At 41.1% G+C, this 24,177-nt stretch carries 18 protein-coding genes; 2 read left to right on the forward strand and 16 right to left on the reverse strand.

Translation table 11 applies throughout. The features are described 5' to 3' along the window. The first annotated feature begins 9 nt into the window (after positions 1-9). Complete coding sequence (locus J1N10_RS09720; protein WP_262326505.1) at positions 10-453, forward strand: SPOR domain-containing protein; 444 nt, start codon at positions 10-12, stop codon at positions 451-453. A 114-nt stretch (positions 454-567) separates the two neighbouring features. Continuing rightward, positions 568-2,469 carry an amidophosphoribosyltransferase gene (locus J1N10_RS09725; protein ID WP_262326506.1) on the forward strand — a complete coding sequence of 634 codons (1,902 nt, stop codon included), beginning with the start codon at positions 568-570 and terminating at the stop codon, positions 2,467-2,469. 370 nt (positions 2,470-2,839) lie between these two features. Here J1N10_RS09725 and J1N10_RS09730 read toward each other — a convergent pair whose 3' ends face one another. The 16 genes from J1N10_RS09730 to dinB all read right to left on the reverse strand — a co-directional run bounded on the left by J1N10_RS09730 (position 2,840) and on the right by dinB (position 24,040). Further along, positions 2,840-4,021 (reverse strand): acetyl-CoA C-acetyltransferase, encoded by a 1,182-nt coding sequence (locus J1N10_RS09730; protein ID WP_262326507.1) that lies wholly within the window; start codon positions 4,019-4,021, stop codon positions 2,840-2,842. Positions 4,022-4,231: 210 nt separating this feature from the next. Then, positions 4,232-4,966 carry a lysine 5,6-aminomutase subunit beta gene (gene kamE / locus J1N10_RS09735; protein ID WP_262326508.1) on the reverse strand — a complete coding sequence of 245 codons (735 nt, stop codon included), beginning with the start codon at positions 4,964-4,966 and terminating at the stop codon, positions 4,232-4,234. Positions 4,967-4,970: 4 nt separating this feature from the next. Next, complete coding sequence (gene kamD, locus J1N10_RS09740) at positions 4,971-6,533, reverse strand: lysine 5,6-aminomutase subunit alpha (protein ID WP_262326509.1); 1,563 nt, start codon at positions 6,531-6,533, stop codon at positions 4,971-4,973. A 10-nt stretch (positions 6,534-6,543) separates the two neighbouring features. Continuing rightward, a complete protein-coding gene (gene kamC, locus J1N10_RS09745; RefSeq protein WP_262326510.1) occupies positions 6,544-8,127 on the reverse strand; it encodes a lysine 5,6-aminomutase reactivase ATPase KamC in 1,584 nt (527 codons plus the stop codon). Then, the gene (locus J1N10_RS09750) at positions 8,117-8,992 is read right to left on the reverse strand and encodes a hypothetical protein (protein WP_262326511.1); all 876 of its coding nucleotides are present in this window, start codon (positions 8,990-8,992) and stop codon (positions 8,117-8,119) included. The genes kamC and J1N10_RS09750 overlap by 11 nt, the downstream gene beginning before the upstream one ends. Positions 8,993-9,052: 60 nt before the next feature. Next, positions 9,053-10,336 (reverse strand): lysine 2,3-aminomutase, encoded by a 1,284-nt coding sequence (gene kamA, locus J1N10_RS09755; protein WP_262326512.1) that lies wholly within the window; start codon positions 10,334-10,336, stop codon positions 9,053-9,055. A 67-nt stretch (positions 10,337-10,403) separates the two neighbouring features. Continuing rightward, positions 10,404-11,447 carry an L-erythro-3,5-diaminohexanoate dehydrogenase gene (kdd, locus tag J1N10_RS09760; RefSeq protein WP_262326513.1) on the reverse strand — a complete coding sequence of 348 codons (1,044 nt, stop codon included), beginning with the start codon at positions 11,445-11,447 and terminating at the stop codon, positions 10,404-10,406. Positions 11,448-11,507: 60 nt separating this feature from the next. Continuing rightward, positions 11,508-12,335, reverse strand: a complete 828-nt coding sequence (kce, locus tag J1N10_RS09765; RefSeq protein WP_262326514.1) for a 3-keto-5-aminohexanoate cleavage enzyme — start codon at positions 12,333-12,335, stop codon at positions 11,508-11,510. Between the two features lie 60 nt (positions 12,336-12,395). Then, positions 12,396-13,169 carry a CoA-transferase subunit beta gene (locus J1N10_RS09770; RefSeq protein ID WP_262326515.1) on the reverse strand — a complete coding sequence of 258 codons (774 nt, stop codon included), beginning with the start codon at positions 13,167-13,169 and terminating at the stop codon, positions 12,396-12,398. Between the two features lie 19 nt (positions 13,170-13,188). After that, positions 13,189-14,172, reverse strand: a complete 984-nt coding sequence (locus J1N10_RS09775; RefSeq protein WP_262326516.1) for a CoA transferase subunit A — start codon at positions 14,170-14,172, stop codon at positions 13,189-13,191. A gap of 138 nt (positions 14,173-14,310) precedes the next feature. Further along, positions 14,311-15,558 carry an aspartate aminotransferase family protein gene (locus J1N10_RS09780; RefSeq protein ID WP_262326517.1) on the reverse strand — a complete coding sequence of 416 codons (1,248 nt, stop codon included), beginning with the start codon at positions 15,556-15,558 and terminating at the stop codon, positions 14,311-14,313. 396 nt (positions 15,559-15,954) lie between these two features. Next, entirely contained in the window at positions 15,955-17,448 is a 1,494-nt protein-coding gene (locus J1N10_RS09785) for a dihydrolipoyl dehydrogenase family protein (RefSeq protein ID WP_262326518.1), read from the reverse strand. A 246-nt stretch (positions 17,449-17,694) separates the two neighbouring features. After that, positions 17,695-18,642, reverse strand: coding sequence for a GNAT family N-acetyltransferase (locus J1N10_RS09790; protein WP_262326519.1), 948 nt, complete (start codon positions 18,640-18,642; stop codon positions 17,695-17,697). Positions 18,643-18,673: 31 nt separating this feature from the next. After that, the gene (locus J1N10_RS09795) at positions 18,674-19,510 is read right to left on the reverse strand and encodes a 1-acyl-sn-glycerol-3-phosphate acyltransferase (RefSeq protein WP_262326520.1); all 837 of its coding nucleotides are present in this window, start codon (positions 19,508-19,510) and stop codon (positions 18,674-18,676) included. Positions 19,511-19,753: 243 nt separating this feature from the next. After that, on the reverse strand, positions 19,754-22,717 hold the full coding sequence (locus J1N10_RS09800; protein WP_262326521.1) for a DNA polymerase III subunit alpha: 2,964 nt from the start codon (positions 22,715-22,717) through the stop codon (positions 19,754-19,756). Positions 22,718-22,759: 42 nt separating this feature from the next. After that, positions 22,760-24,040 (reverse strand): DNA polymerase IV, encoded by a 1,281-nt coding sequence (dinB, locus tag J1N10_RS09805; RefSeq protein ID WP_262326522.1) that lies wholly within the window; start codon positions 24,038-24,040, stop codon positions 22,760-22,762. Positions 24,041-24,177 lie beyond the last annotated feature (137 nt).

Raw genomic sequence — 24,177 nt, forward strand, 5'->3', positions numbered from 1 at the left:
AACTATGACATGAAGATATTGCTGCTATTAATATGTTTTTTTTGTTCGGTATTGGTTAATGCCCAAAGCGAAGGTAATCTTGCAGGTAATTTGCAGGAGCGTGTGGAAGGAGAAGGTGTTATTACCATTTATGACGAAGATGGCATTGAAGAATTAGTTGACATACAAGTTGAAGTCAACGAGCGAATAGGTGGTGTTGAAGGTTACCGTATCCAGTTATTTTCAGGTTCAGGGCCAGCTGGAAAACGAAAGGCATTAAATGTAAAAGGGAAGTTTCTGAATAATTTTCCTGGCTATGATGCCGACCTGTCATTTACATCGCCGTTTTGGCGCGTTAGGGTTGGTAACTATCGACACAAGCACGAAGCTCTTCAGTTGTTAAATGACTTGAGAAAGATTTTTCCGAACTGTTATATTGTGAAAGACGGATATGTGAAAATGAATAAGTTTTAAAAAATATATAGGATAAAGCCGGAATTATTCCGGCTTTTTTCTTTTGTAAAAATCGTATTGGCGATTAAAAAAATAGAAATAAATTTGCGCTTTATTTTATAAGAGGGAAATATCATGAGTGACCAGATTAAGCACGAGTGTGGGATTGTTCTTATCCGATTACTAAAACCACTGGAGTACTATCAAGAGAAGTACGGAACATGGCGTTATGGCCTGAATAAACTGTATCTGTTGATGGAGAAACAGCATAACCGCGGACAAGACGGTGCTGGAGCAGTTAATCTTAAAATCGATCAGCCTGCGGGACAGAAATATTTCTCGCGCCATCGTTCTAACAAAGCCAATCCAATTAAGGATGTGTTTGAAAAGATAAATGAGCCATTTATCAAGCAACAGGAGAAAGATGCCGATTTATTAAATGACCCAACATATGCCAAAGAGCATTTGCCATTTGCTGGTGAATTATATCTTGGTCACCTGCGATATGGAACTTTCGGCAATCATAGCATTGACTATGTGCACCCGGTGATGCGCGAAAATAACTGGCGCTCGCGTAACCTTACATTGGCAGGTAACTTTAACCTGACAAATGTGGATGAAATATTCCAATCGTTGACCGAATTAGGTCAGCACCCAAAGGATTACACTGATACAGTTACGATACTTGAAAATGTTGGCCATTTCCTTGATGAGGAAAACCAGTTGTTATTCAGAAAATACAAGAACGAAGGAAAAACCAACCAGGAGATATCGCACTGTATTGAAGAAGAGTTGAATATCCGCGAGATATTAGAACGTTCGAGTCGTCGTTGGGATGGTGGTTACGCTATTGCTGGCGTGGTTGGTCATGGTGATGCTTTTGTTACACGTGACCCTTGGGGTATTCGTCCGGCATGTTATTATGCCGATGACGAGATTGTAGTAGTTGCTTCAGAGCGTCCGGTGATTCAAACAGCTATGAATGTGCGCTCGGTTGAAGTAAAAGAGCTAAAGCCCGGTCATGCTTTAATTATCAAGAAAAATGGTCATGTAACTGAAGAATTGGTTCGAGTGCCGCAGGAGCGTCGTTCTTGCTCATTTGAACGTATTTATTTCTCGCGTGGTAGCGACCGTAAAATATATGATGAACGTAAAGAGTTAGGTCGTTTATTGGCTAAAACGATTCTTGAAAAAGTAGATTACGATATCGATAATACTGTATTTTCCTACATTCCAAACACGGCTGAAACAGCCTTTTATGGTATGATGGAGGGGGTTCGCCGTGAGATGGACCAGGTGAAAAAACAACAGATTATTGATTTAAATGGCGACCTAACACCTGAAAAGCTGGATGCTATCTTGAGTCGGGAGCCGCGTGTTGAGAAGATTGCCATTAAAGATGTAAAGATGCGGACCTTTATTGCGGATGACGATAGTCGTGATGATATGGTGGCGCATGTGTACGATGTCACTTATGGTATCGTCAAGAATGGTGTTGACACTTTAGTGATTATCGATGATTCCATTGTTCGTGGTACCACCTTAAAGAAAAGTATTCTACGTATATTGGATCGTTTGCACCCTAAGAAGATTATTGTGGTGTCATCGGCCCCTCAGATTCGTTACCCTGATTGTTACGGTATTGATATGGCCAAGCTAAAAGATTTTTGTGCTTTTTCGGCGGCTGTTGAGCTATTGCACGATACTGACCAGGTTCATATTATCGATGAGGTGTATAAGAAGTGTAAAGAGCAACAGTTCTTACCAAAAGAAGAGATTGTCAATCATGTGAAAGAAATTTATCGTCCTTTCACAGTGGAACAAATTTCGGATAAAATTGCAGAGATGCTTCGACCAGAAGATATCGATGCGAGTGTTGAATTGGTGTATCAAAGTGTTGAGAACCTGCATTCAGCATGTCCGGATGATAATGGTGATTGGTATTTCACAGGTGATTATCCAACGCCGGGTGGAAATAAAGTAGTCAATACTTCATTTATCAATTTTGTTGAAGGAAAAAGTGGTCGTGCTTATTAAGCACCTTGCTTAAAGTATATACAAAAACGTCCATTAGCAGTGAACAAAGACTGGCTGATGGGCGTTTTTTTATTGACAATACATATAGAAATGCAGATATGTAGATAAATTAACAAAAGTTAGTATTCAATAACATAGAAGAATAATTTTTGGCACAGAGCTTGCAAATATGTTGATAGATTTTTTTCATAGATTTGGGTTAGGTTAGTAAATGGGATGCATAGCAACGGTTATGGTCCCATTTTTTTTATCGTAAAAAGAGCCCGTCATAATGACGAGCTCTTAATTGACTAAAGGTTTAAGCTTATAAATAGGACAATAAACTTCTAAAAATAAAATATATCAATTTGCTGAGTTAGTAAATAACCAATTATACCCTTTCAACACACATGGCAATGCCCATACCACCTCCAATACACAAGGTAGCTAAGCCTTTGTTGACTTCACGTTTTTTCATTTCGTGAACCAATGTGGTTAAAATGCGTGTTCCACTGGCTCCGATAGGATGTCCAATGGCAATGGCACCACCATTTACGTTAGTGATGTCTGGGTTTAGACCAAGTTCCTTCATTACAGATAATGATTGAGCGGCAAAAGCTTCGTTGGCTTCAATTAATTCCAATTCATCCTTGTTCCATTCGGCTTTATCCAGAGCTTTACGAACAGCTTCAACAGGACCGATACCCATGATTGATGGCTCCGTACCATGCCAGGCATATGATACAATTTTAGCCATTGGTTTTAAACCGTATTTTTCAACAGCTTCTTTGCTGGCCACGATAACAGCCGCCGCACCATCGTTAATTCCCGATGCATTAGCAGCTGTAACTGTACCGTCCTTTTTAAAAGCCGGACGTAACTTAGCCAATGAGTCAGTTGTTACGCCAAAGCGTACAAACTCATCCTGTTTAAAAATGATTGGGTCTTTTTTGCGTTGTGGTATTTCAACCGGAATAATCTCATCTTCGAAGCGACCTTCGTTAATTGCTTTTTCAGCTTTGTTTTGAGATTCTGCAGCGAAAGCATCCTGCTCTTCACGAGTCAGTTTGTATTTATCAGCCAGGTTTTCAGCCGTTATACCCATGTGGTAGTTGTTAAAGATGTCTGTCAGTCCATCGTATACCATGGTGTCGACTAATTTGCCATCGCCCATGCGATAGCCAGTACGTGCCTTAGGTAAAATATATGGTGCCTGAGACATATTCTCAGCACCACCAGCAATAATTAATTCGGCGTCACCGGCTTTAATGGCTTGTGCAGCGGTTGCTACTGTGCGTAGTCCTGAACCACATACCATGTTGATGGTCATGGCCGACTTTTCTTTAGGAATACCGGCCTCCATGGCTATCTGACGAGCGACGTTCTGGCCATGACCAGCTTGTAGGACGCTACCCATCAACACCTCGTCTACCTCCGAGCCATTTAAGTTATTACGTTCCAATAATGATTTAACAACAGTAGAACCCATTTGAGCCGGAGATATGGTTGATAATGTTCCTCCGAAATTTCCAACTGCAGTTCGTGCAGCATCGACTATATAAATTTCTTTCATGATTAATATTTTAGTTCAGAGTCCGATGTTCGGAGTCCGACGTTTGATTACTTTTTAGTTCTAACGCTGGCGCGAATTTGTAATTTGTGCCTGATTGTTTTTATCTTAGCCCCCATCGCCTTTCAGGCACTTCCCCAAGGGGAAGATGGTGTAAATGATGAACAGAAATTCTCCCCATGGGGAGAGGGGCTGTCAGCTAATAGCCAGCAGCTATTGACTATTTCGTTCCACCATCTTCTCAACAATAAACGAGCCTACATTTTCTGGATAGGTGCCGCGGCCAAAACCAACGTCGTAACCCAGTTCAAGTGCTAGTTTGTTGCTAATGCGCGGGCCTCCTGCACAGACGATTAATTTAGAGCGTAAGCCTTCTGCCTCTAATAGTTCAATGAGGTCGGTCATATTCTGTATATGCACTTCTTTTTGAGTGACTACCTGCGAGACCAGGATGGCATCGGCCTTTAATTCCACTGCTTTTTTTATCAACTCCTCATTTGGAATTTGTGCACCCAGGTTATGAGCCTCCATCATAGGATAACGCTCCAGTCCATAGTGCTGGTCAAAACCTTTCATATTCATGATGGCATCAATACCAACGGTATGAGCATCGGTGCCAGTACATGCACCAACCACCACCACTTTACGTTTAATGTGCTCTTTAATGTAGTTGTTTACTTCGTAAAAGTCCATTGACTTCTCCACTGCTTCAACTTCAATCTTGTCATAATCAAGTTGAAGCTGAGACTTACCGTAAACCACGAAAAATGAGAAGTTCTCAGATAGTGGATTGGAGTGAACTACTTCCACTTCCTGGAAACCTAATTTATGTGCATATTGCTTCGCAGCTTCGTCAGCTTTGGCCGAGTGTGCCACCGGAAGAGTAAATGATAGCTGCACTGCACCATCATTCATTGTATCACCATAGGGACGTATCATATTATCCATCACTTTACTTTTTTAATCCTAGTTCAACTTCCAAATAACTGTAAACAGGGTTGAAGTAATCAGCCGCTTTCTCATAAACGCCATCAAAGCCTTTGCCGCCATGCTTAGGACGACTTACTTCGGCAAACATTTTTTGCTCAATGGAATCGAACAGACCTTTATCATTGATTTGCTCAAGGAATTCAATGGTTTCATCGAGTACGTTTTGAGCACGTGTTTGCATAATGCCACCTTTTTTGAATTCGATATCGTTGGCAAAATCTTTGGTGTTATTTAAGATGTAACGGGCATTTTCAACTGCGAGGAAACGGTCTTGCATAAATGGCGTATGAATAGCCTCGGTAAGCATACCAAGTAGCAGAATGCCCTGGTTGGTTGACTTGGCGATGAAATTAAACATCGCATTCATAATGTAACCCTTAAATACGTCGCCGGTCATGTATTTGGTTGGCGGCATGTATTTTAACGGTGCTTCTGGGAAGATTTCGCGTGCCATCTGTGCTTGTGCCATCTCGTATAAGAAACCATTTTCAATCTCTGGGTTCATTTCAAAGGCATGACCTAGTCCCATTAGTTTGGCAGGCAGACCAGAATCATAGGCAAACTGTTCATTAATAAACTGCGAAGCAGTTACGGTATAGGCTTTTTCATAAGCATCAGAAGTAGTCAAATAATTATCTTCGCCTGAATTAATAACAATCTCTGCAAAGGCATTGATCATACGTGAAAACTTCTGGTCAACGAATGTTCGATACATGTTAATGTCGCGGAACAGCACACCATACATCGAATCATTCAGCATCATATCCAAACGTTCTATGGCCCCCATGGCAGCTATTTCAGGCATACAAAGACCCGAGCAATAATTCACTAAGCGAATGTATTTACCGGTTTCATTGCCAACTTCGTCCAATGCTTTACGCATAATTTTGAAGTTTTCCTGGGTGGCATAGGTGCCTCCAAAACCTTCGGTTGTAGCGCCGTAGGGAACAAAATCGAGTAAGCTTTGTCCGGTTGTGCGAATAACAGCAATTATATCAGCCCCCTGACGAGCAGCAGCCTGTGCTTGTTTGACATCTTCGTATATATTACCGGTAGCCACGATGAGGTAGAGTAAGGGGGAGTTTTCCTTCTCTTTGTATTCGGTTACTTTAGAGGTGCGATACGCCACATTGCCTTTTACGCGGTGGGAGAAAGCAGCCACTAATTCATTGGCTTTTTCGATAATAACTTCTTTGTCAGTCAACTCAATGGTTGAAATATCCAGTCCTTTGGCAATTTCTTCGTTTAATTGCTCTGTGTTCAGGTTGTTACGAACCATAGCGTTAACGTAGTACAAAGAGGCACCATATTGAATTTTATCACCCAACGCATTGACAATAGCATTGGGAACAGGTACGTCATCAGCCGTTACACCATCAGCACCCAGCATGCGTAGCGTAGCTCGCTCAATGGCTACGGTGGTATGCAGCACTATATAATCGTTAACAGGACGTGCAATTTCTTTCGACAGTTCACGTGCTCTGTTGATTTTTTGTTTATCGAGATTTAGTTTTGATTCTGTCATGTTTTTGTCTTTAATTTCTTTCCAGGTAGTTGTTAGCATTCATTAATATCTCTTCATGTAATCCCAGCATTCCCGCGATTGTTAAAGCATCATTGGATTTAGTCTCACCTGTATCTTTCGTTATTTCGTACTGCATAAAGGTGTTAATCAGGCCTATTTTTTCATTCAGGTCATCCGACTGTTGGTTACAATGTGCAGCATATGCTTCTTTGTTTAAACCTTTCATACGGTATTTAACGACGCCTTTGATTTCAGGCAGGTTAATGAAGTGTGTAGAAAAGAAACCAGTTAACAGTTGATTTTTCTGCACGTATCTTAAAACGGCATATAAGATGGCTTTGGCTTCTGTTGCATTGGTTGTTTTAGCTAGTTCATCCACAATTATCAATCGTGTATGTGCAGGCTTCAGTGCTTGCGTCAGTTGATAGATTTCCTGCCCAAAGGAGCTTAGGCCTTCTACACTGTCATTTATTTCATTTCCTAGTATATGGATGTGATTAAACAATCGGGTGTGAAAGTGTTTTGCCGGCACATAAAAGCCCATTTGGGTTAGTAGCTGCAGAAAGGCAATTGTTTTAAACAGAACTGTTTTTCCCCCCATGTTAGAGCCGGAGAGTAAAATAGTATTGCTTTCAAACCCTACTGTCAAAGGAGTGTAGTCTAATCCTTTTGTTGAATGTTTTTCCCAAAGCGGATAAAAACGACCATTGGAAACTGATAATGTTTTTGCATTGATAACTGGTTTTACCAACTTCAATGTATTGGCTAATCGAGCTTTGGCCAAATGAATATCTAATAATTTAATGGCTTCTACTGCAGCAGCTAAGTTCGTTTTTTGCTGATTAACTTTGTTTGAAAGCTCAATCATTACTTGCTTTTCGGCTTTAGTTTCTTCAATGAGCAATTGTTCTTTTTCTACAAGTTTATCCAGATAGGGTTTGCCAAATGCAGGTTTTATTTTAACTAACTGTGAGTCGTAGAACTCGTGTATCAATTCATTAACATCCATTTCAACCAGCTGCTTTTTATTCAGCAAAACAAAATCACGCCCTTTAAAATCAATCTGATACTTTTCTTTTATTATTAAAAGTACATCCTGGCGAATAGTGTTGAGTTGCTGGTTAGCGGAATTTATTTCATTCCGCAATTGTTTTAGCTTTGGGCTGTAAGCCGATGAAAGGTAAAAAGCTTCTTCTTTTTCGCCGTTAATAACCAATGTCTCCCATAAGTCTTGCATTGTGAATGACAGTTGGATCTCCTTTTTGATTTCAGAAGGCAACAACATATCAATCGCTTTAAAGTGAATCAGGAACTTTTTGATGAGCTGAAGGTCGACGGCATCAAAATCAGATTTATCCAGACTGTTTAATCGGTCTATTCGACTCAGGTGATGCTCCACTTTCAACACCTTATTCTCCTTAGAATTGATAAATCCAATTAATCGCTCTGTGATGTTGTGGATTTGACAAATTTCTTCGAAACTGACATAAAACGGCTTACTGTCTTTCTCGGTCGTTCCATACGGCGTTAGAGGCTTATACTTGCGGTAAAAGCTTAAAAAATCAGTGAATTCTATGACTTTATTAATGCACATACGGGTTGTAAATAATTTCAGTGTCAATGTGTTTGTTACTGATTGAGTGTTCAAAGTCAGCTTGTTCAATGCCTTTCAAAATCACAACAAAGCCTTTCATGTTTAGCTTGTTTTTCACCTTAATTTCAATTTGTTGTAATAGCTTTTGAAGCTGGTTGAAATTCAGGAAAACAGACGTTAAATCGTTAATTAACAAGGTGCGATTATCTCCGGGAATGTTGTCCAGCTTAGATGCTGTTAAAGCACCCTCAATAGTGTAATAGTCAGTGTTGGGCTTAACTGTTTCAAACCTGGTACATTGAGCTAATAATTGCATCTGCTCGACGGTCTTTTTGAGATTCCGATGGTCGATGTTAGCCAAGTAATAGAAGCCAGAACCGGGAATGCAATTAACAGGCGTGATACGACTGGCAGCACCGTCAATGATAATGGATTTGTAACCCAATTCATGATTTAAGTAATCGACTACTTCTTTTAGTTGCTCATTGTGCTCGGGTCCCACCAATTCAATATTTCCACTTCTGATGGTTCTGGCAATCACAATCTGCCCTAACTGTGTGTAAATCGGGAATGCTTTTTCAATCGTAAACAAGCCATTACTTTTCAGAAGCATATTGGTACTTGTAACAATCGCATCTCCTTCCAAGGTCATTATCTGCGGTTTCGATTGGCCGTCAATTAAATCGTAATTTTCCCCATCAATTCCAATGGTTGCAAAAGCAGGAGGCTCAACTTTTCGAATCTGGTTTAATGCCCAGTTCATAAAAGTTGTTTTACCAGCATTTTTGCGGTTACCCATAACAAAAGTAGTGGTGTTAATAAAACGATATGTTAATGCTTCAGGAGTCATTGTTTCTAAAGGCATAGACCAGCTTTATATGAAGCTGGCCTATGGCTTAGTTGTATATGGATTGTTTAAGAGACATTATTGTTTACCATTTCCGTTGGTGCGTGTTTCGCGTCGCATAGCCTGAGGACGGATAGTTCCACCTTCATTCAGCAATTTGGCCACACCATCTTTGGCTACTAATGAGTCATCGCTGCAGAATTCACAGTTGTCAATACTGTGACCTTGGTAGTCGGATGGCTGAGTGTAGCTAGTAATCATGCCTTCGTAATTGCGTAATACCACACGCTTTTCTGTCTGTGAAATGAGGTAATCGGGCATTACAGGTATTTTACCACCACCACCTGGAGCATCTACAACAAAGGTCGGTACTGCCATACCCGTCGTATGTCCACGTAGGTTCTCAATTATCTCAATGCCTTTCGAAATGGTAGTTCGGAAGTGAGAAATGCCCTCAGATAAGTCACATTGGTAGATGTAATACGGCTTCACGCGGATGCGTAATAAATCATGCATCAGTGCTTTCATAATATTTGAGCAGTCATTAACACCTTTCAGTAGCACAGATTGGTTACCCATTTGAACACCCGCGTTAGCCAGTTTCTCACAAGCCTGGCGTGCTTCTTCGGTTATTTCCTTAGGGTGGTTAAAGTGGGTGTTTACATAAACCGGATGGTGCTTTTTAATGATGTTACACAAGTCATCCGTAATGCGTTGTGGCAATACGACAGGCATGCGGCTACCAATACGGATTATTTCAATATGCTCAATCTTACGAAGTTCAGTTAAGATGTAATCAATTCGACTATCACTCAAAATTAGTGGGTCACCACCAGAAATTACCACATCGCGAATTTCAGGTGTCCTGGCAATGTATTCAAAGGCCTTTTCTAAATGACCTTTAGCCATGTCTTCATCGGTTTCGCCAACAATACGACGACGCGTACAGTGACGGCAGTACATCGAGCACTCGTGCGTTACCAATAAAAGGGCTCTATCGGGATAACGATGCGTTAATCCGGGAACCGGAGAATCGACATCTTCGTGCAAGGGGTCGCTTAGGTCAGACTCTGCGATATGTAATTCGTTTAATACGGGTACTGCCATTTTACGAACAGGACAGTTTACATTCTCCTTGCTCATCAAAGCAGCATAATAAGGTGTTATGGCCATCTTAAACTTCTTGAGCGTCTTGGCCAAATGCTCCTGTTCTTCTTCGCTTAAGGGTAAGACTTTTTCAAGGCTGGGTATGTCACGAATGGCATTACGCATTTGCCATTTCCAGTTGTTCCAATCCTCCTCACTCACATCCTTAAATAGCGGGATGCTTTTATAGTCAACGTTTGAAAATTGTCGTTTCATTTATGTAGATTTTATTTTTTTTTTGTGATTGATGCGTAGTGCACAGTGCACCGATTACAGCGCACTATTACGTATACAACTCCTCGTATAATTGTCTAATCTTCTCGTTTTTTCTTAAGATATCAATGGCCATATCAGCATGTCCGATAGCATAACCATTACCAATCAACATATCCACATCTTTGCCAACGCCTTCAGCGCCTAAAGCTGCCTTTGTGAAAGATGTAGCCATACTGAAGAAATATACTGTACCACGGTCTTTACACATTAGTATGGTCCCCATTTCAGTATTAGGAATGTTGACGTTGTTAATAACAACATCGGCCATTTCACTTTTTGTTAATTCATTGATAGTATCGTAGCACTGAAGTGCATCTGTAGCATTCAGTTTAATAGCGTGGTGGCAGACTCCTACCTGCTTTAAGCGCTCAATGTTTTCATCGCTGTAATCTGCGCCTACTACCATTCCGTTTTCACCTACCATCTCTTTGGCAACAGCGCAGCAAAGAATACCTGATTTACCACCAGCTCCTAGAACAACAACAGTATCACCTTTTTTCACTAACCGCTCCGTTTGGGCAGGTGCACCGCATACGTCAAGTACTGCGAGTGACAGTGTTTCTGATAAATCAGTGGGAAGTTTAGCATAGATGCCGCTTTCGAATAAGATGGCTTTACCCTTTATCTTCACCTGGTCAATTTCAGGTTTGATATCGATGATCTCTTCAATATGAAGTGGTGTTAATGAAAGTGAAACCAATGTTGCAATGCGGTCACCCTCATCAAGATTTATTTTGCCTTTCAGTGCATCACCAATCTTTTCAATAGAACCAATTAACATACCGCCTGAACCTGTCACCGGGTTTTTCATTTTTCCTTGTTTGCCAACAATATCAAGAATGATGTTCTTGATTTCATTCGTATCACCATTGGCTTGCTCCTTTATTTGTGTAAAACTGGCTGAGTCAATGTTTAGAACATCTACATCGATTAAAATCTCGTTGTCGAATACTTGGCCCATATTATTGTCAACCTTTGTAGCTGGTTGTGGCAAAACACCTTGTGGTTCAATCACCCGATGTGTTCCGTATTTATTCCCTGTTAAGTTCATGTTTTATCTATCCTTACAAATGCTATCAGCCAATGACTACCAGCTGATAGCTTTGTTGTATTACTTAATTCCCTTCAATTGTAATATTTCTCTTACATCAGCAGGTGTAGCAATTTCATAACCTGCGTCGCGTGACAACTTAGCTGTGCGCTCTACCAGTTGTGCATTACTGTCGGCCAATACACCTTTTTCGTAGTAAACATTGTCTTCAAATCCTACGCGGATAAAACCATTACCAATGGCATAGGCTCCATAGTGAGCAGGTAAACAGGCACGACCAACACCCATCACAGTCCAATGTGCACCTTCAGGAATACGGCTAACCAATAAGTTCAATAATTCAATGTCATAGGGGATAGCTGCAGGTACATTCATCACAAAACCATAGTGATAAGGAGGTTTTAGTAATCCTTCTTTAATTAATATGTCGGCAGCTGCTACATGTGAAATATCAAAACATTCTAAGGTAGGACGTACATTGTGCTTAATCATTTCCTTGGCAAAACGACGCATTGTTGGTAAGGTGTTGACGATGTACTCATCGCCAAAGTTGACTGTTCCACAGTCTAAAGAAGCCATCTCTGGTTGAATCTCTTCAATGACTGCTACACGTTCGTCATCAGTCATACCAACAGCTCCTCCAGTTGTAATTTCAATGACGATATCGCAACGTTCGCGGATTAAGCGAATCGCTTCTTTGAATACTTCAGGATCTTGAGTCGGACCTCCATTTTCGTCGCGAACGTGTAAATGAACGATCGATGCACCAGCTTTGTAGGCGTCGTATGTTGCATCGGCTATTTCAAGAGGCGTTAATGGTAAATTAGGGTTGTGCTCGCGTGTGGTTTCGGCTCCACAAACTGCACATGTTATTATCATTTTTTTCATCACTGTCGATTTTTTAGTTGTTGATTGTAGTTAAGGTTTAATTGTTGAAGAAGGGAGTGTCTATCTTCCGATAATTACGCCTGCCGGGTCAACTTTCTCGCGTAGAATTCTTAATTCTTCAGCACTTGGCTCAACCGTTGTTTCGTAATTGTCAGGGATGATGATGTCAAATTCGGCATTCGCTTTTACATCATCAATGGTTTTACCCGGGTGAAGCGACAGTAGAATCATTGCTTTCGATTCGGGATGATAGCCATATACGCCAATATCGGTAATCACCTTGTAAGGTCCTGTGTTAGCAGGTAATCCAGCGTCAACACGTGACGTACCTCCTTCTAAGAAACCCGGCGTGGTGATGAAATCGACTTTGTTTGCGAAGCGTTTGGGGTTTTGAGGAGTAACCACCATGGTTCTCCAGCAAAGTGAAGCGAGGTCATTGGCGCCACCACTGCCCGGGAATCGGGTTTTGGGTTTATCGTAATTATCTCCAATCAATGTGGAGTTAAGGTTTCCATATTTATCAATTTGCGCCCCACCTAAAAAGCAATAGTCAACCACACCAGCCTGACAAAGTTCCATAATTTCGGCCATTGAGGTTGCTTTAAGTCCTTTATATGTTGTGCGTGAGTCGCCAACCGAAATTGGCATGGTTGGTAGAAGCGGAGCAATACCTCCGGCTTCAAACATTATGGTCAGGTTGGGCGAATCAGTCATTTGAGCCAGCATAGCCGCTGCTACCGGAACACCTGTACCTACCACTACCATTGCGCCATCTTCCAGGTTACGGGCTGCAATCGTTATCATTAATTCCATTGGATTATATGTAGTTTCCATTTAATCGGCTTTTTAAAGATTAGTACAAATGTTCGGCTTGCATTAATTTTCTCATCTTATTCATACCACCATTTTTGTCCAGGTACTCATAGAAGTCCTTAGATGACAAAATGTGATGACCAATGAATTCTTCCAGTTGCATTTCGTCTTTCTCTGCTACCAGCCAGTCTTTTAAATGTTCTTCGTCAGAAAAATACTCACCTGGCATATTGCCTGGGTATGAGCCAAATGGTACTTCAATGACAGCATCGACGCACCAGTAAGGAATTACTGTTTTTGAAGGCTCTCTTCGTATCTCTTCATTCGAAATGATCTTTTCAGTGGTGATAATCACTCGTTTTGAAGCTTTAGCAATGTCATCGTCGGCAACCAAAATGCCATCAATCTGGCAGTTGCCATAGATGTCGGCGCGGTGAACATGGATAATGGCCACATCAGGATAAAGTGCAGGAAGAGCGGCTAGCTTCTGATTGGTAAACGGACATTCTACTTCCATGGCCGCAGAATGCTTAAAAGTATCAGTGCCTAACATGACACGTGAAGGCAAATAAGGTAAACCCATGGCGGCTGCTTTGAAACGCCATGATAGGGCACCGTTTGACCATTCTGTTACCTTTACATTGCCTGACTCAAACATACGACGTGAGTTTTTTGATAAACCACGTGCTTCCAATCCAACAATGTAAGCAGCATCACAACGATTAAAAGACTTACCGGCACTTAACAACTGACAGTCATGAGTTGAAACATGACCGGCAAATCCTAAATTCTTTTTCTCTTTACGAATGATTTCATGAATCAGCGCTGTTGGGATACGAACGCCTCCGAAACCACCAATGGCCAGGTAGTCATTGTCGTTGATATATGTGTCAACTGCATCAGATACAGTTGTTAGTTTACTTTTCATTTGCTTTTTCTTATCACGGAAAAAGCCTCTCATATCATCAGCATTGGGCGACATAAATAATTCGCCAATACCTTTATTAAGTTTTGAGTTACTCATATTCTTAAGCTGTTAGCTTCTAGCCTATAGCTATTAGCGATTTACATGATGGTTATAATGTTGTTTCCTGCAGATTGCGATGAATAACGCTGATTTTTTTTGCGTAAAACTGCGATATCCGCGGGAGATAATTACATATCAGTATTTTTCAGTTAGGTACTGTAAAGCTTCTTCGATGGCATTCACCGTATAATCTAAATCTTCCTGAGTATGACGGTGACAGATATAGCCATGGTGATATGGCTGAAGGAATACTTTACGGCGAATTAATTGTGTATAGAAATCTTTACGCATTGCTTTATAGGAGCCATCTTCGTTTTTATCGAAAGTGATGAACATCATAGGGGCAATGCCGCTAATGCGTGCACCAACAGGATATTTTTTAAGCAGTGCTGCAATTTTAGTGTTAAACTCTTCTCCTTTTTCCCAAATTTTATCAAGCACCTTATCACGTTCAAGAATTTCGATTGTTTTTAGGGCTGCAACGTAACTCAAGCTATTGGGGAAGAATGTTGATGAGATAAAAACATTCGATTCACCTTCTTTCATGATTTCAGCCTTGCCAGTAACAGCTCCGATAGGGTAACCGTTAGCCATTGCTTTTCCGAATACAGCTAAATCAGGTGTTACTTTGTATAGTTTTTGAGCTCCGCCAATGCTGGCACGGAAACCAGTACGAATTTCATCGAAGATTAAAACGACACCATACTTCTCACAAAGTGCTTTTACACCTTCTAAGAATCCTTCTTTTGGTTCGGTGATAGGTGCTGCCAATGGGTGACCAAGCGGAGTGATAATAACAGCCGCTGTATCATCGCCATGTTCTTTTAATAAGTTTTCAAGTGATTCCAGGTTGTTGTACTGGAACTCAAAAACATCTTCGTAAAGCTTTTCAGGTACACCACCTTTTACTTCAACGCACCAGTCGTGCCATCCATGGTAACCACAGCGCATTACTTTAGTGCGTTTTGTATAGGAGCGCGCTAAACGAATAGCTGTTGAAGTAGCGTCAGAACCGGTGCATACGAATAAACTCATTTCTGCACAGGGAATCAATTCATTCATTTTCTCAGCCAGCATGTTCTGGTACTTCTGAGTTAATGAAAAGCAAAAGCCTTTGTTCTGAATTTGTTCAATTACAGCGTCATCTACTTCTTTCTCACGATTTCCAAGAATCATTGGCCCATAAGCACATAAGTAATCAATGTACTCGTTGCCATCAATATCTTTTACTCGGCCACCTGTGCCTTCGTCGAAGTAAACAGGGAATTCGCCTTCAACAAAGTTGTAAGGACGACGAATGCCAAGTACGCCACCAGGAATTAGAGATTTACCTTTTTCTAATTCATTTAATGAATTGTCAAGTTGTAGTTTTTTAACTTCCATAACTATATTTTTTGGACTTTAGCTAAATAAGACGTTCAATGAACGTTGTTGATTAGAGGTATGGGTGCACACAAACATATTTGGCTTTGGGAGATGCCAAATGTCGCTATCTAGAAATCAGTTACTTCTATGCGTTCGAACTTGTCGAAAATATGTTTATAAACCCAGATTGTCATTGTGCAAATTAACACTAATTGATTATCGATGTTAAAATATACACAAATATATTGTAGTAGTTAAAAATACAACATGATAAAGCGCATGAATTTTATGAAAATTCATGCGCTTTAGCTAATTTAAATTTATTCTAAATGGAAATTGTTTGTTTACTATTTGTGGTTCAGGGTTCAGGGCTTTTATTTTCAATAACTTAAGTCAAATGATTCAAGGGGCATGTTAAATGTCTACTTCGGGAGTCCACTCTCGAATGTTAATTAAATCGGGGAAGGCTTCGGGTTTATAAACCGATTTGCCGCTTAATGTTCTTAAGCACTCCTGTATGCCCTCAGGAATACTTGGGTGAGGATAGAATATTTTAAGTACTTCATGCAGGCTGTTTCCCTGGTTGATGAGGTGAGCTACTGAAACAATAAATGCCGATGCTTGTGGTCCTGCAGCACGCATTCCAAGGATGCGCTGCTCGTCATCGCTACTGACCAGTATCTTAACAAAACCATTGGTGTTGCGCATGGCAATAGCACGGTTAACTAATTTATTGGAATAATAGGCTGCTTTATAAGGTATTTTCTTTGCTTGTAGCATTTTCTCATTGGCACCTACAGCAGCTACCTCCGGCTTGAAGAACATTAAAGTACTCATGTGTGAATAATCCAATGGGTATTGTGGAATATCGCCAATTTTTTCAGCAGCCAGACGTCCCTGGAATTCGGCTACACTATATAACTGGCTATGTCCGGTAACATCACCGGCTGCGTAAACATGGCAATTACCTTTTCCATCGCGTAATAAGCAATCATCTTTAATTGGTATAGTGCCGTTTTTGTGTAATTCGATGTCTATTTTCTCAAGATTTAAACCTTCGGTGTTTGGTATGCGGCCGATGGCCACCAATGCCACATCAACTTCAATCACTTTGCTGTGTCCGTCCTGATAATCCAATACTACTTCTAAATGCTCAGGGTGCTTTTTGATGTGACGCAGTGTTGCTGTGTGGTGAATGTTAACACCATTGTCTTCCAAATTGCGAGATACAAAGCTACTAACATCATTATCTTCATAGGGAAGTACGCGATGTGAACGGTCAAGCAGATGAACTTCGGTTTGTCCGAAGTTGGAGAAGATGGTGGCAAACTCACAACCTATAATGCCAGAGCCAATAATGAGCATGCGTTCCGGGAATTCTTTGAGGTTGAGGATGCCATCTGATGTGATAATGCGTTCGCCATCGATTTGAATCCCGTCATATAAACGAGGGCGTGAGCCTGTGGCAATCACAAAATTCTTTCCTTTTATCAATTTGGTTTGGCCCTGCGTTTTAACTTTAATATGGTCGTAATCTTTAAAGCTGGCCCATCCGTATTCTATTGTTAACGAGCCTTTCTTATTTTGCGCAGGCGAAAATGTTTCAATCTGGCTCAGCATCTGGTATTGCTTCTCTTTGGCTGCCTGAATAACGGTTTTTTTAACCTTTTCGAAATTGACACTTAGAGATCCAACTCTGTAGCCACGATCGATGCGTGCAGCGATGGCATAATCCATCGAAAGCTCATACATCGTTTTTGAAGTCAGGGCACCATTCATAATGCCAGCGCCACCCAGGTGTTTGCCTTCTACAATACACACATTTAATCCATAATCCAAAGCTCTGATGGATGATGAGAATCCGGCAGGTCCGCTACCGATAACTACTAAGTCGTAAGTGTCTGTCATAGGTTAACCCTAATAATTCGTTTAAATAGATATTAAGTTCATGCCGACTAAGTTTTACAATCAATTTTGTTACCTAATCCCGATAACTATCGGGAGGGTGCAACTATGTCGGGGTTAATCCGCAAGTGATATTTCCAAAATAGTATTGAGAATAGTGCGGGTTAAAAACTTATAACACTATAAAAAAAAAGAGTTGCAATTGTTTAATCGCAACTCTTCTTTAGTCGAATATCTTCGTTTTATTTTTTAATCATGTGGTTCATTTGGGTTAAATGTATCAACATGACGATTGATTTTTTGTTTGTATAACTCATTTATAGTGAGTATGATGCCTGTTTCTTCCACATCTCCGAAGCGGTCGTTGATAGCTGTACCAAATGTTTTCATCGACGGAGATAAGTTCATGTAGGCATTAATTAATGGAGGTATGTTTTCTCCAAATTCACGCACGCGTTTAGTTAATATTTTATAATCTTCCTGATAGTTTTCACCACAGAAAATTTCTTTTAAATCTTGTTCGGATAAATCTATTTGAACAGGTTTATGAGGATAAAGTAAACGATCCGGATCGTTGAAGTACTTTTGCATAAAACCTAAGATGAGGTCGCGGGCATAACGATTAAAGTGAGTATACATAGTTACTTTTCCAAAGAAATACTTCATCTCTGGATGACTCACAATCAGTGAACCCAGTCCATCCCAAAGGTTGTCAAGCGCAAAAAGGCTCTTGGTTCCTGCTTTAGATGACTGATAAGTTGGTTGAACGAATGAACGCCCTAGCTCAATCATATATGGTAAATACTCCTGAACAAACTTATCGGAAAATTGAAATAAGCGCGATGTGGCTAATTTTACATTGCCAAGCTGATCAACTGGGATATCGCTGCCCAGCAGATAACGGTAGCCGCCTAATATTTCTTTTGACTGAGGGTCCCACACAATTAACTGACGATAAGGAACTTCTGCTGTATCGTAGTCGTCAATGTCAGTTTCTTTGCCTGTTCCCCCACCAGCTAGTCGGAATGTTATTTCACGAAGGCGTCCGACTTCGCGCATCAGGGCAGGAGCTTGATGTGCGGTAAAATCATAGATTTTATTGTCGCCTTTATTAGTGTTTCTTACAAAGGTCTCCTGAGTCAACTCAGCCTCTAATTCTTCCCTTGGTACAGGAGGTATAATTTCTTTTACTCTCATTCGGTGAATTTCTAATCAGTAGGCTACAAATTTAATTTATTTTTGATAAGTCGTAGACTTCATCCTTTATTTTTTGAGCCCATTCTTTCGCCTTTTTAGCAGCTTCTACGTCACTTATTTTAATAGGTTTCCCAAATGTAATAGTTATTGTTTTGTTGCGCTGTAAATAAAGCTCGTCTACCAGGTAAAGCATTTCTATGTTTACTTTAATCCCTAGCCGTTTGCGCCAGTTGGCTAAATTGTAAAAACGGTTGCTGTTGCGTCCTGAGATATGTACCGGAATAATATCACGATTATGCGTTTTAGCTTTTTTGATGAAATTTGGCTTCCATTCCAGGTCTTTGATGACGCCATTTTTTCCTTTTCTCGAAACTAAACCAAAGGGAAACATCAATATTTGATTGTTACTGGCATAGGCTTCGTCAATGGCTAAGGCTGCTTCACGACTATGGCCTCCATGTTTGTTGACAGGTAAGAATATTTCTCCCAGGTTCTTAATATTCATCAGGATATCATTGACCGGGAATTTCAAATGTTTAAAATATCGTCCAACAGCAGCAACAAACACCATCCCGTCTAAGCCGCCAAGCGGATGATTGCTGACAAAAACATAACGCCCTTCCTTCGGAATATTCTCTTCGCCTTTTATTTCGTAGCGCGACTGGAAGTTGGCTATAATGGCTTCGGCATATTCAATGCCGTAAGTGTCCTTGTTGTTGGCAATAAACTCGTTGATTTCTTCCTGATGCGTAATGCGTTTCAGATAGTTGATTAAAAACTTAGGAATAAAACGCTTGAGCTTGGGGTTTTTGTCATGAAAAACCTTGTCAATGTCAATAAACTTCTCTTCTATCTTTACTTGTTCCATGAATTCATTCGAAATAGACTTCAATTTTAGGAAATATTTATGACATAAGACAGGATTAGTAGTGGCATTATTAACCCCAATTATTCATCAATTGAGCGATATACTTTATAACGACTAAGTTTTACCATCAATTTTGTTACCTAATCCCGATAACTTCGGGAGGGTGCAACTATGTCGGGGTTAACCCGCAAACCATATTAATTGCATTAATTGTGATAAATAATGCGGGTTAATGAGTTGTTGTTATAATACAGGTTGCCTTAAACGTGTGTTTTCCTCCAAAGAGCGATTGCTTAATCGATACATTTGGTTGACTTCTATGCAGATAAAGCCATACTCTTCAACTACTTTTCCGCGTATCAGGTAGCAACCCGGGCCACGAAATGGGTAACGCTTAAATGAATCGGAAAAGTGAACCGTATCAAGCCAGTGTCCGTCCATATCCAGGAAGGTGCCAAATGACATGCTTTCGCCACTACTGGTACGTGTAGGTTTGCGGGTAATTAGATAAGCCACAATCGCAATAGTTTGGTTGATGAAACGTGGCAGGTCGGCTGATTTAAGCAGGCTTGGTACTTGCTTTTTCAGTAGCCTGAACGGGGAGCTCAATGGGAAGCCTAATAACTCTATCTCATCAAAAGCACTTTCCAGTTCATGCTCCCACAAATCGGGTAATTCAAATTCGCGCACTTCGGGCTGAAAGAGTGTAGGTTCGGGTTTGGTGGATTTGCTGTGTCCCAATAAGTGATGAGCGTCCCAGAGTAGTTCTTTCTTTGTTTTTCCGGTAAATCGAAAAGCATCGATGCGGATAAGTATGATTAATTGCTCCAGTGAAATAGGCACGCGCGAAATAAAATCAGACAGGCTTTTAAATTCTCCAAACAATCCACGCTCATTGAGCAGCATTTCAATTGATTTTTTTTCTAAACCATACAGCATAAACAAACCGAGGAATAGGCGTTTACCCTGGATGGTGCAGGGCCAGTCGCTGTGATTAACGCAAGGAGCTTCAATAATGGCACCATGCATGCGTGCTTCGTGTATGTAAAGTTCCTGGCGGTAAAAGCCACCTCCGTTATTTAGTGTTGCTACCATGTATTCGCGCGGAAAGTAGGCTTTTAAGTATAGAGCCTGGTAGCTTTCAACAGCATAGCTGGCAGAGTGGCCTTTGGCAAAAGCATAATTGGCAAAGCTTTCGATTTGTCGCCAGATGTCAGCAATGGTTTGTTCGGCATATCCTTTTTTGCGACAATTACTGAAGAATTTTTCGCGTACCTTCCAAAATTCATTGCGCTGCCTGAATTTCCAAGACATACCCCGGCGTAGTACATCAGACTCGTCCAATGACAGGCCGGCAAAATAGTGCGCTACTTTAATAACATCTTCCTGGTACACCATCACGCCATAGGTTTCTTCCAGGATGTTATATAAATCAGGTAAGTCTTTTCGTGCCTGTTCGCGCCGTTCGGGGTTTTGAAAGCGCAGAATATACTCGCGCATCATGCCACTTTTGGCTACTCCCGGACGAATAATGGAGCTGGCAGCCACCAGTCGGAGGTAATCGTCGGCTTTGAGTTTGGTGAGTAGCATGCGCATGGCCGGTGATTCAACATAGAAACAGCCAATGGCTTTGCCTACCTTTAAGAGCTCTTTGATTTGTTCATCCGCTTTAAACTTATTGATGTCGTCAATGTCAATTTCTACACCTGTGTTTTTGTGAATGATCTCCAGCGAATCTTTGATTTTACTAAGGCCGCGTTGACTTAAGATGTCGAATTTATGCAGGCCAACATCTTCCGCTATATACATATCGAATTGCGACGATGGAAAGCCTTTGGGAAGTAATTCGGTAGATGAATAACAGGAAATAGGCTCTTCGGATATAATGATGCCACTGGAATGAATGCTGCAGTGGCTGGGAAAACCATCGATAAACTGACTGTATTTAATTACCCATTGGCCATATTTGTTATTGGCAGCATTGGCCGGATTTTTTTGAAGTGCCACAATTTCATCGTCGGGGAGGCCAAAAACTTTACCAATTTCCCGAATGGCTGATTTGTATTTGAAGGTGACGTAATTGCCCAACAGGGCAACTCGATCGTAACCATATCTGTCAAATATGTATCGGGTAACGTCGTTGCGATCGGTCCGGCAAAAATCAATATCAAAGTCGGGCGGACTTTTGCGGAAAGGATTAATGAATCGCTCGAAATAGAGTTGAAGGTCAATGGGATCGACATTGGTGATGCGTAGCAGATAAGCTACCAGGCTGTTGGCTCCGCTTCCCCGACCAATGTAGTAATAGCCTTTACGGCGGGCATAATCAATGATGTCGAGTGTTACTAAAAAATAGGCACAAAAACCTAAATCGCGAATAACCTCCAGTTCTTTGTTCATGCGTTTGAGCACTTCTTCATTCGCATTGGGGAAGCGATAGGCAAGCCCTTCTTTGCATCGTTTTGTTAGTAGTTGAAAATCGGCTTCTTTTGAGCCGGTAAACACTTGTTTGTTTTTGTTGGTGCCAAAATTAAAATCAATACTGCAGGCATTTAGTAAGCGCTCTGTGTTTTTAATTATTTGTGGATAGTTGGCAAAAAGCTTTAATAATTCAGCCCTAGGAATAATGGTGTCAGCTTCATTGGCGTGCTCTTCTTTGGGTAGTTTGCTCAGTAAGGAGTTGTTGTCGATGGCTCGCAGCAGACGGTGAGCATTGTAATCATGTTTATTGCGAAAGGTGCAGGTGTGTTTGATAACCAGTTTATCTTGTTTATTTTTCCAATGGGAAAAAGGAAGTTGTTTTAAGTCCTCGGGCGAAATGCCGATAAACTCATTGTCGCGTAATTCATCATCGGCGTACGAGAAAGGGTAAATGACATATGCGTTATTAAATTGAGGTGCTCGTTCATCAAAGTCTATTTTTTCGTGCAGGTGTGGCGTCAGGTATTCGTTTATTTCCCTGAATCCATCGCTGTTTCTGGCCAAGGCAATGAATTGTTGTTGTATGCCATTGCGAAAATCAGCACCAACAACTGGTTTGATGTTGTTCTGCAGGGCTAAGCGTACAAAATCCATACTGGCAGCTGTGTTGTTGATATCGCTTAGTGTCACAGTGCTGTAGCCATGGTGGGCTAATACTTTTAATAAGTCTTCGGGCGAAATGGCACCGTATTTAAAGCTGTAGTAAGAGTGGCAATTAGTTAGCATTTCTTTATTATTGGTGTGTTGGAGATTGCTTTTTAGATTTCATTAAAATTCGTAGCTCGGAATCTTCAATTCATTATGAGTTTTCAGTTCTGGTCTGATTTCCAGCTTTGGAGTAGGAGGAATGATGGCACCTTCCATTTGCCCGTTAAAAGGGTTCATTTGTTTTATATGGCGGGCTTTCATACCTTGAGCACGTTTGACCGCGTCTTCGCCATAGCGTCCACGCAGTTTATCCATGGCCTGATAGAGCTTAATCATTTTAAATGAATCTTCGAATAGCCTGATTTGGTAGCTGCCACCGACCAGGTTGCTAAAGCGTACGCCAATTAACCGTACCAATACCCGACGGTTGTATACTTTTTCAAACAAATCCTTTACGGTTTCAATCAGTGTGTGGTCGAGTGAAGTGTAAGGGATGTGTTTTTGTTTGGTGTGTGTCTGAAAGTCGGCATAGCGCACTTTTACTGATACACATGAGGTTAATTTATTGCTATTGCGCAGCTGGTAAGCCAGGCTTTCGGCCATGGCCAGCAAAATGCTTTTGAGTTTGTATACATCGGTTGTGTCCTGGTCAAAAGTGCGTTCGGTTGAAATGGATTTGCGTTCGCTCCAGGCTACCACCGGGGAATTGTCAATGCCTTGCGCTTTTTTCCAGATGGCAATGCCGTTTTTGCCCAATACGCGCTCCATCAGTTCGAGCGGCATTTCTTGTACGGTGCGCACGCGCTCAATACCCATTTGTCGGAGCAGGTGATAGGTTTTGTTGCCCACCATGGGTATCTTTTTGATGGAGAGAGGAGCCAGAAATGGTTTTTCCTGACCAGTTGTGATTTGTATGTGGTTATTTGGTTTGGCTTCGCCAGTGCCAACTTTAGCAACTGTTTTGCTGGTTGAAAGGCCAAACGAGATGGGGAGTTTGGTATCGTGTATGATTTTTTCGCGCAGTTCTTTAGCCCATAAGTAGGTGGTTTGTACATAGCGGTCCATGCCGGTTACATCAATATAAAACTCGTCGATGGATGATTTTTCAAATAATGGTGAGCGTGCACGAATGATTTCGGTTATTTGATTTGAAAATTCGCTGTAAGCCTGACTGTTCCCGCGAATAACCTTGGCATGGGGGCATAGCTGGCGGGCCATACGCATGGGCATGGCCGAATGTATGCCGTAGGCGCGGGCTTCGTAGCTGCAGGCTGCCACCACACCTCTGTCCGATGTTCCGCCAATAAGCACAGGAACGCCAATTAATTCTTTGTGCAGCAGGCGTTCGCACGATACAAAAAAGGTATCTAAATCCAGATGAACTATTGATTTGTTTGTCATTGTCGATTAAATCGTCATTATGTGGTTAATAATATAGTCAATTTTATTACTTTTGAGAAGTGAAAACAGAAGGAAATTTGGCTGTAGATGCTGAATGTGTTGAGGGAGAGGCAGAAAAAATAAGAGATGAAAATTAA

Origin of the sequence: Carboxylicivirga litoralis (assembly GCF_025499605.1) — a bacterium.
In the GTDB taxonomy this organism is placed as follows: domain Bacteria; phylum Bacteroidota; class Bacteroidia; order Bacteroidales; family Marinilabiliaceae; genus Carboxylicivirga; species Carboxylicivirga litoralis.

Excerpts from the sequence above, each read along its gene's own strand:
- J1N10_RS09780 (WP_262326517.1), bottom strand. The coding sequence starts at position 15,558 with ATGGAAGTTAAAAAACTACAACTTGACAATTCATTAAATGAATTAGAA.
- J1N10_RS09795 (WP_262326520.1), bottom strand. The coding sequence starts at position 19,510 with ATGGAACAAGTAAAGATAGAAGAGAAGTTTATTGACATTGACAAGGTT.
- J1N10_RS09785 (WP_262326518.1), bottom strand. The coding sequence starts at position 17,448 with ATGACAGACACTTACGACTTAGTAGTTATCGGTAGCGGACCTGCCGGA.
- J1N10_RS09730 (WP_262326507.1), bottom strand. The coding sequence starts at position 4,021 with ATGAAAGAAATTTATATAGTCGATGCTGCACGAACTGCAGTTGGAAAT.
- J1N10_RS09800 (WP_262326521.1), bottom strand. The coding sequence starts at position 22,717 with ATGCTAACTAATTGCCACTCTTACTACAGCTTTAAATACGGTGCCATT.
- J1N10_RS09790 (WP_262326519.1), bottom strand. The coding sequence starts at position 18,642 with ATGAGAGTAAAAGAAATTATACCTCCTGTACCAAGGGAAGAATTAGAG.
- kdd (WP_262326513.1), bottom strand. The coding sequence starts at position 11,447 with ATGAACTTAACAGGGAATAAATACGGAACACATCGGGTGATTGAACCA.
- J1N10_RS09750 (WP_262326511.1), bottom strand. The coding sequence starts at position 8,992 with ATGCCTTTAGAAACAATGACTCCTGAAGCATTAACATATCGTTTTATT.
- dinB (WP_262326522.1), bottom strand. The coding sequence starts at position 24,040 with ATGACAAACAAATCAATAGTTCATCTGGATTTAGATACCTTTTTTGTA.
- J1N10_RS09720 (WP_262326505.1), top strand. The coding sequence starts at position 10 with ATGAAGATATTGCTGCTATTAATATGTTTTTTTTGTTCGGTATTGGTT.
- kamE (WP_262326508.1), bottom strand. The coding sequence starts at position 4,966 with ATGGATAATATGATACGTCCCTATGGTGATACAATGAATGATGGTGCA.
- J1N10_RS09775 (WP_262326516.1), bottom strand. The coding sequence starts at position 14,172 with ATGAGTAACTCAAAACTTAATAAAGGTATTGGCGAATTATTTATGTCG.
- kce (WP_262326514.1), bottom strand. The coding sequence starts at position 12,335 with ATGAAAAAAATGATAATAACATGTGCAGTTTGTGGAGCCGAAACCACA.
- kamD (WP_262326509.1), bottom strand. The coding sequence starts at position 6,533 with ATGACAGAATCAAAACTAAATCTCGATAAACAAAAAATCAACAGAGCA.
- J1N10_RS09725 (WP_262326506.1), top strand. The coding sequence starts at position 568 with ATGAGTGACCAGATTAAGCACGAGTGTGGGATTGTTCTTATCCGATTA.
- kamA (WP_262326512.1), bottom strand. The coding sequence starts at position 10,336 with ATGAAACGACAATTTTCAAACGTTGACTATAAAAGCATCCCGCTATTT.
- kamC (WP_262326510.1), bottom strand. The coding sequence starts at position 8,127 with ATGTGCATTAATAAAGTCATAGAATTCACTGATTTTTTAAGCTTTTAC.
- J1N10_RS09770 (WP_262326515.1), bottom strand. The coding sequence starts at position 13,169 with ATGGAAACTACATATAATCCAATGGAATTAATGATAACGATTGCAGCC.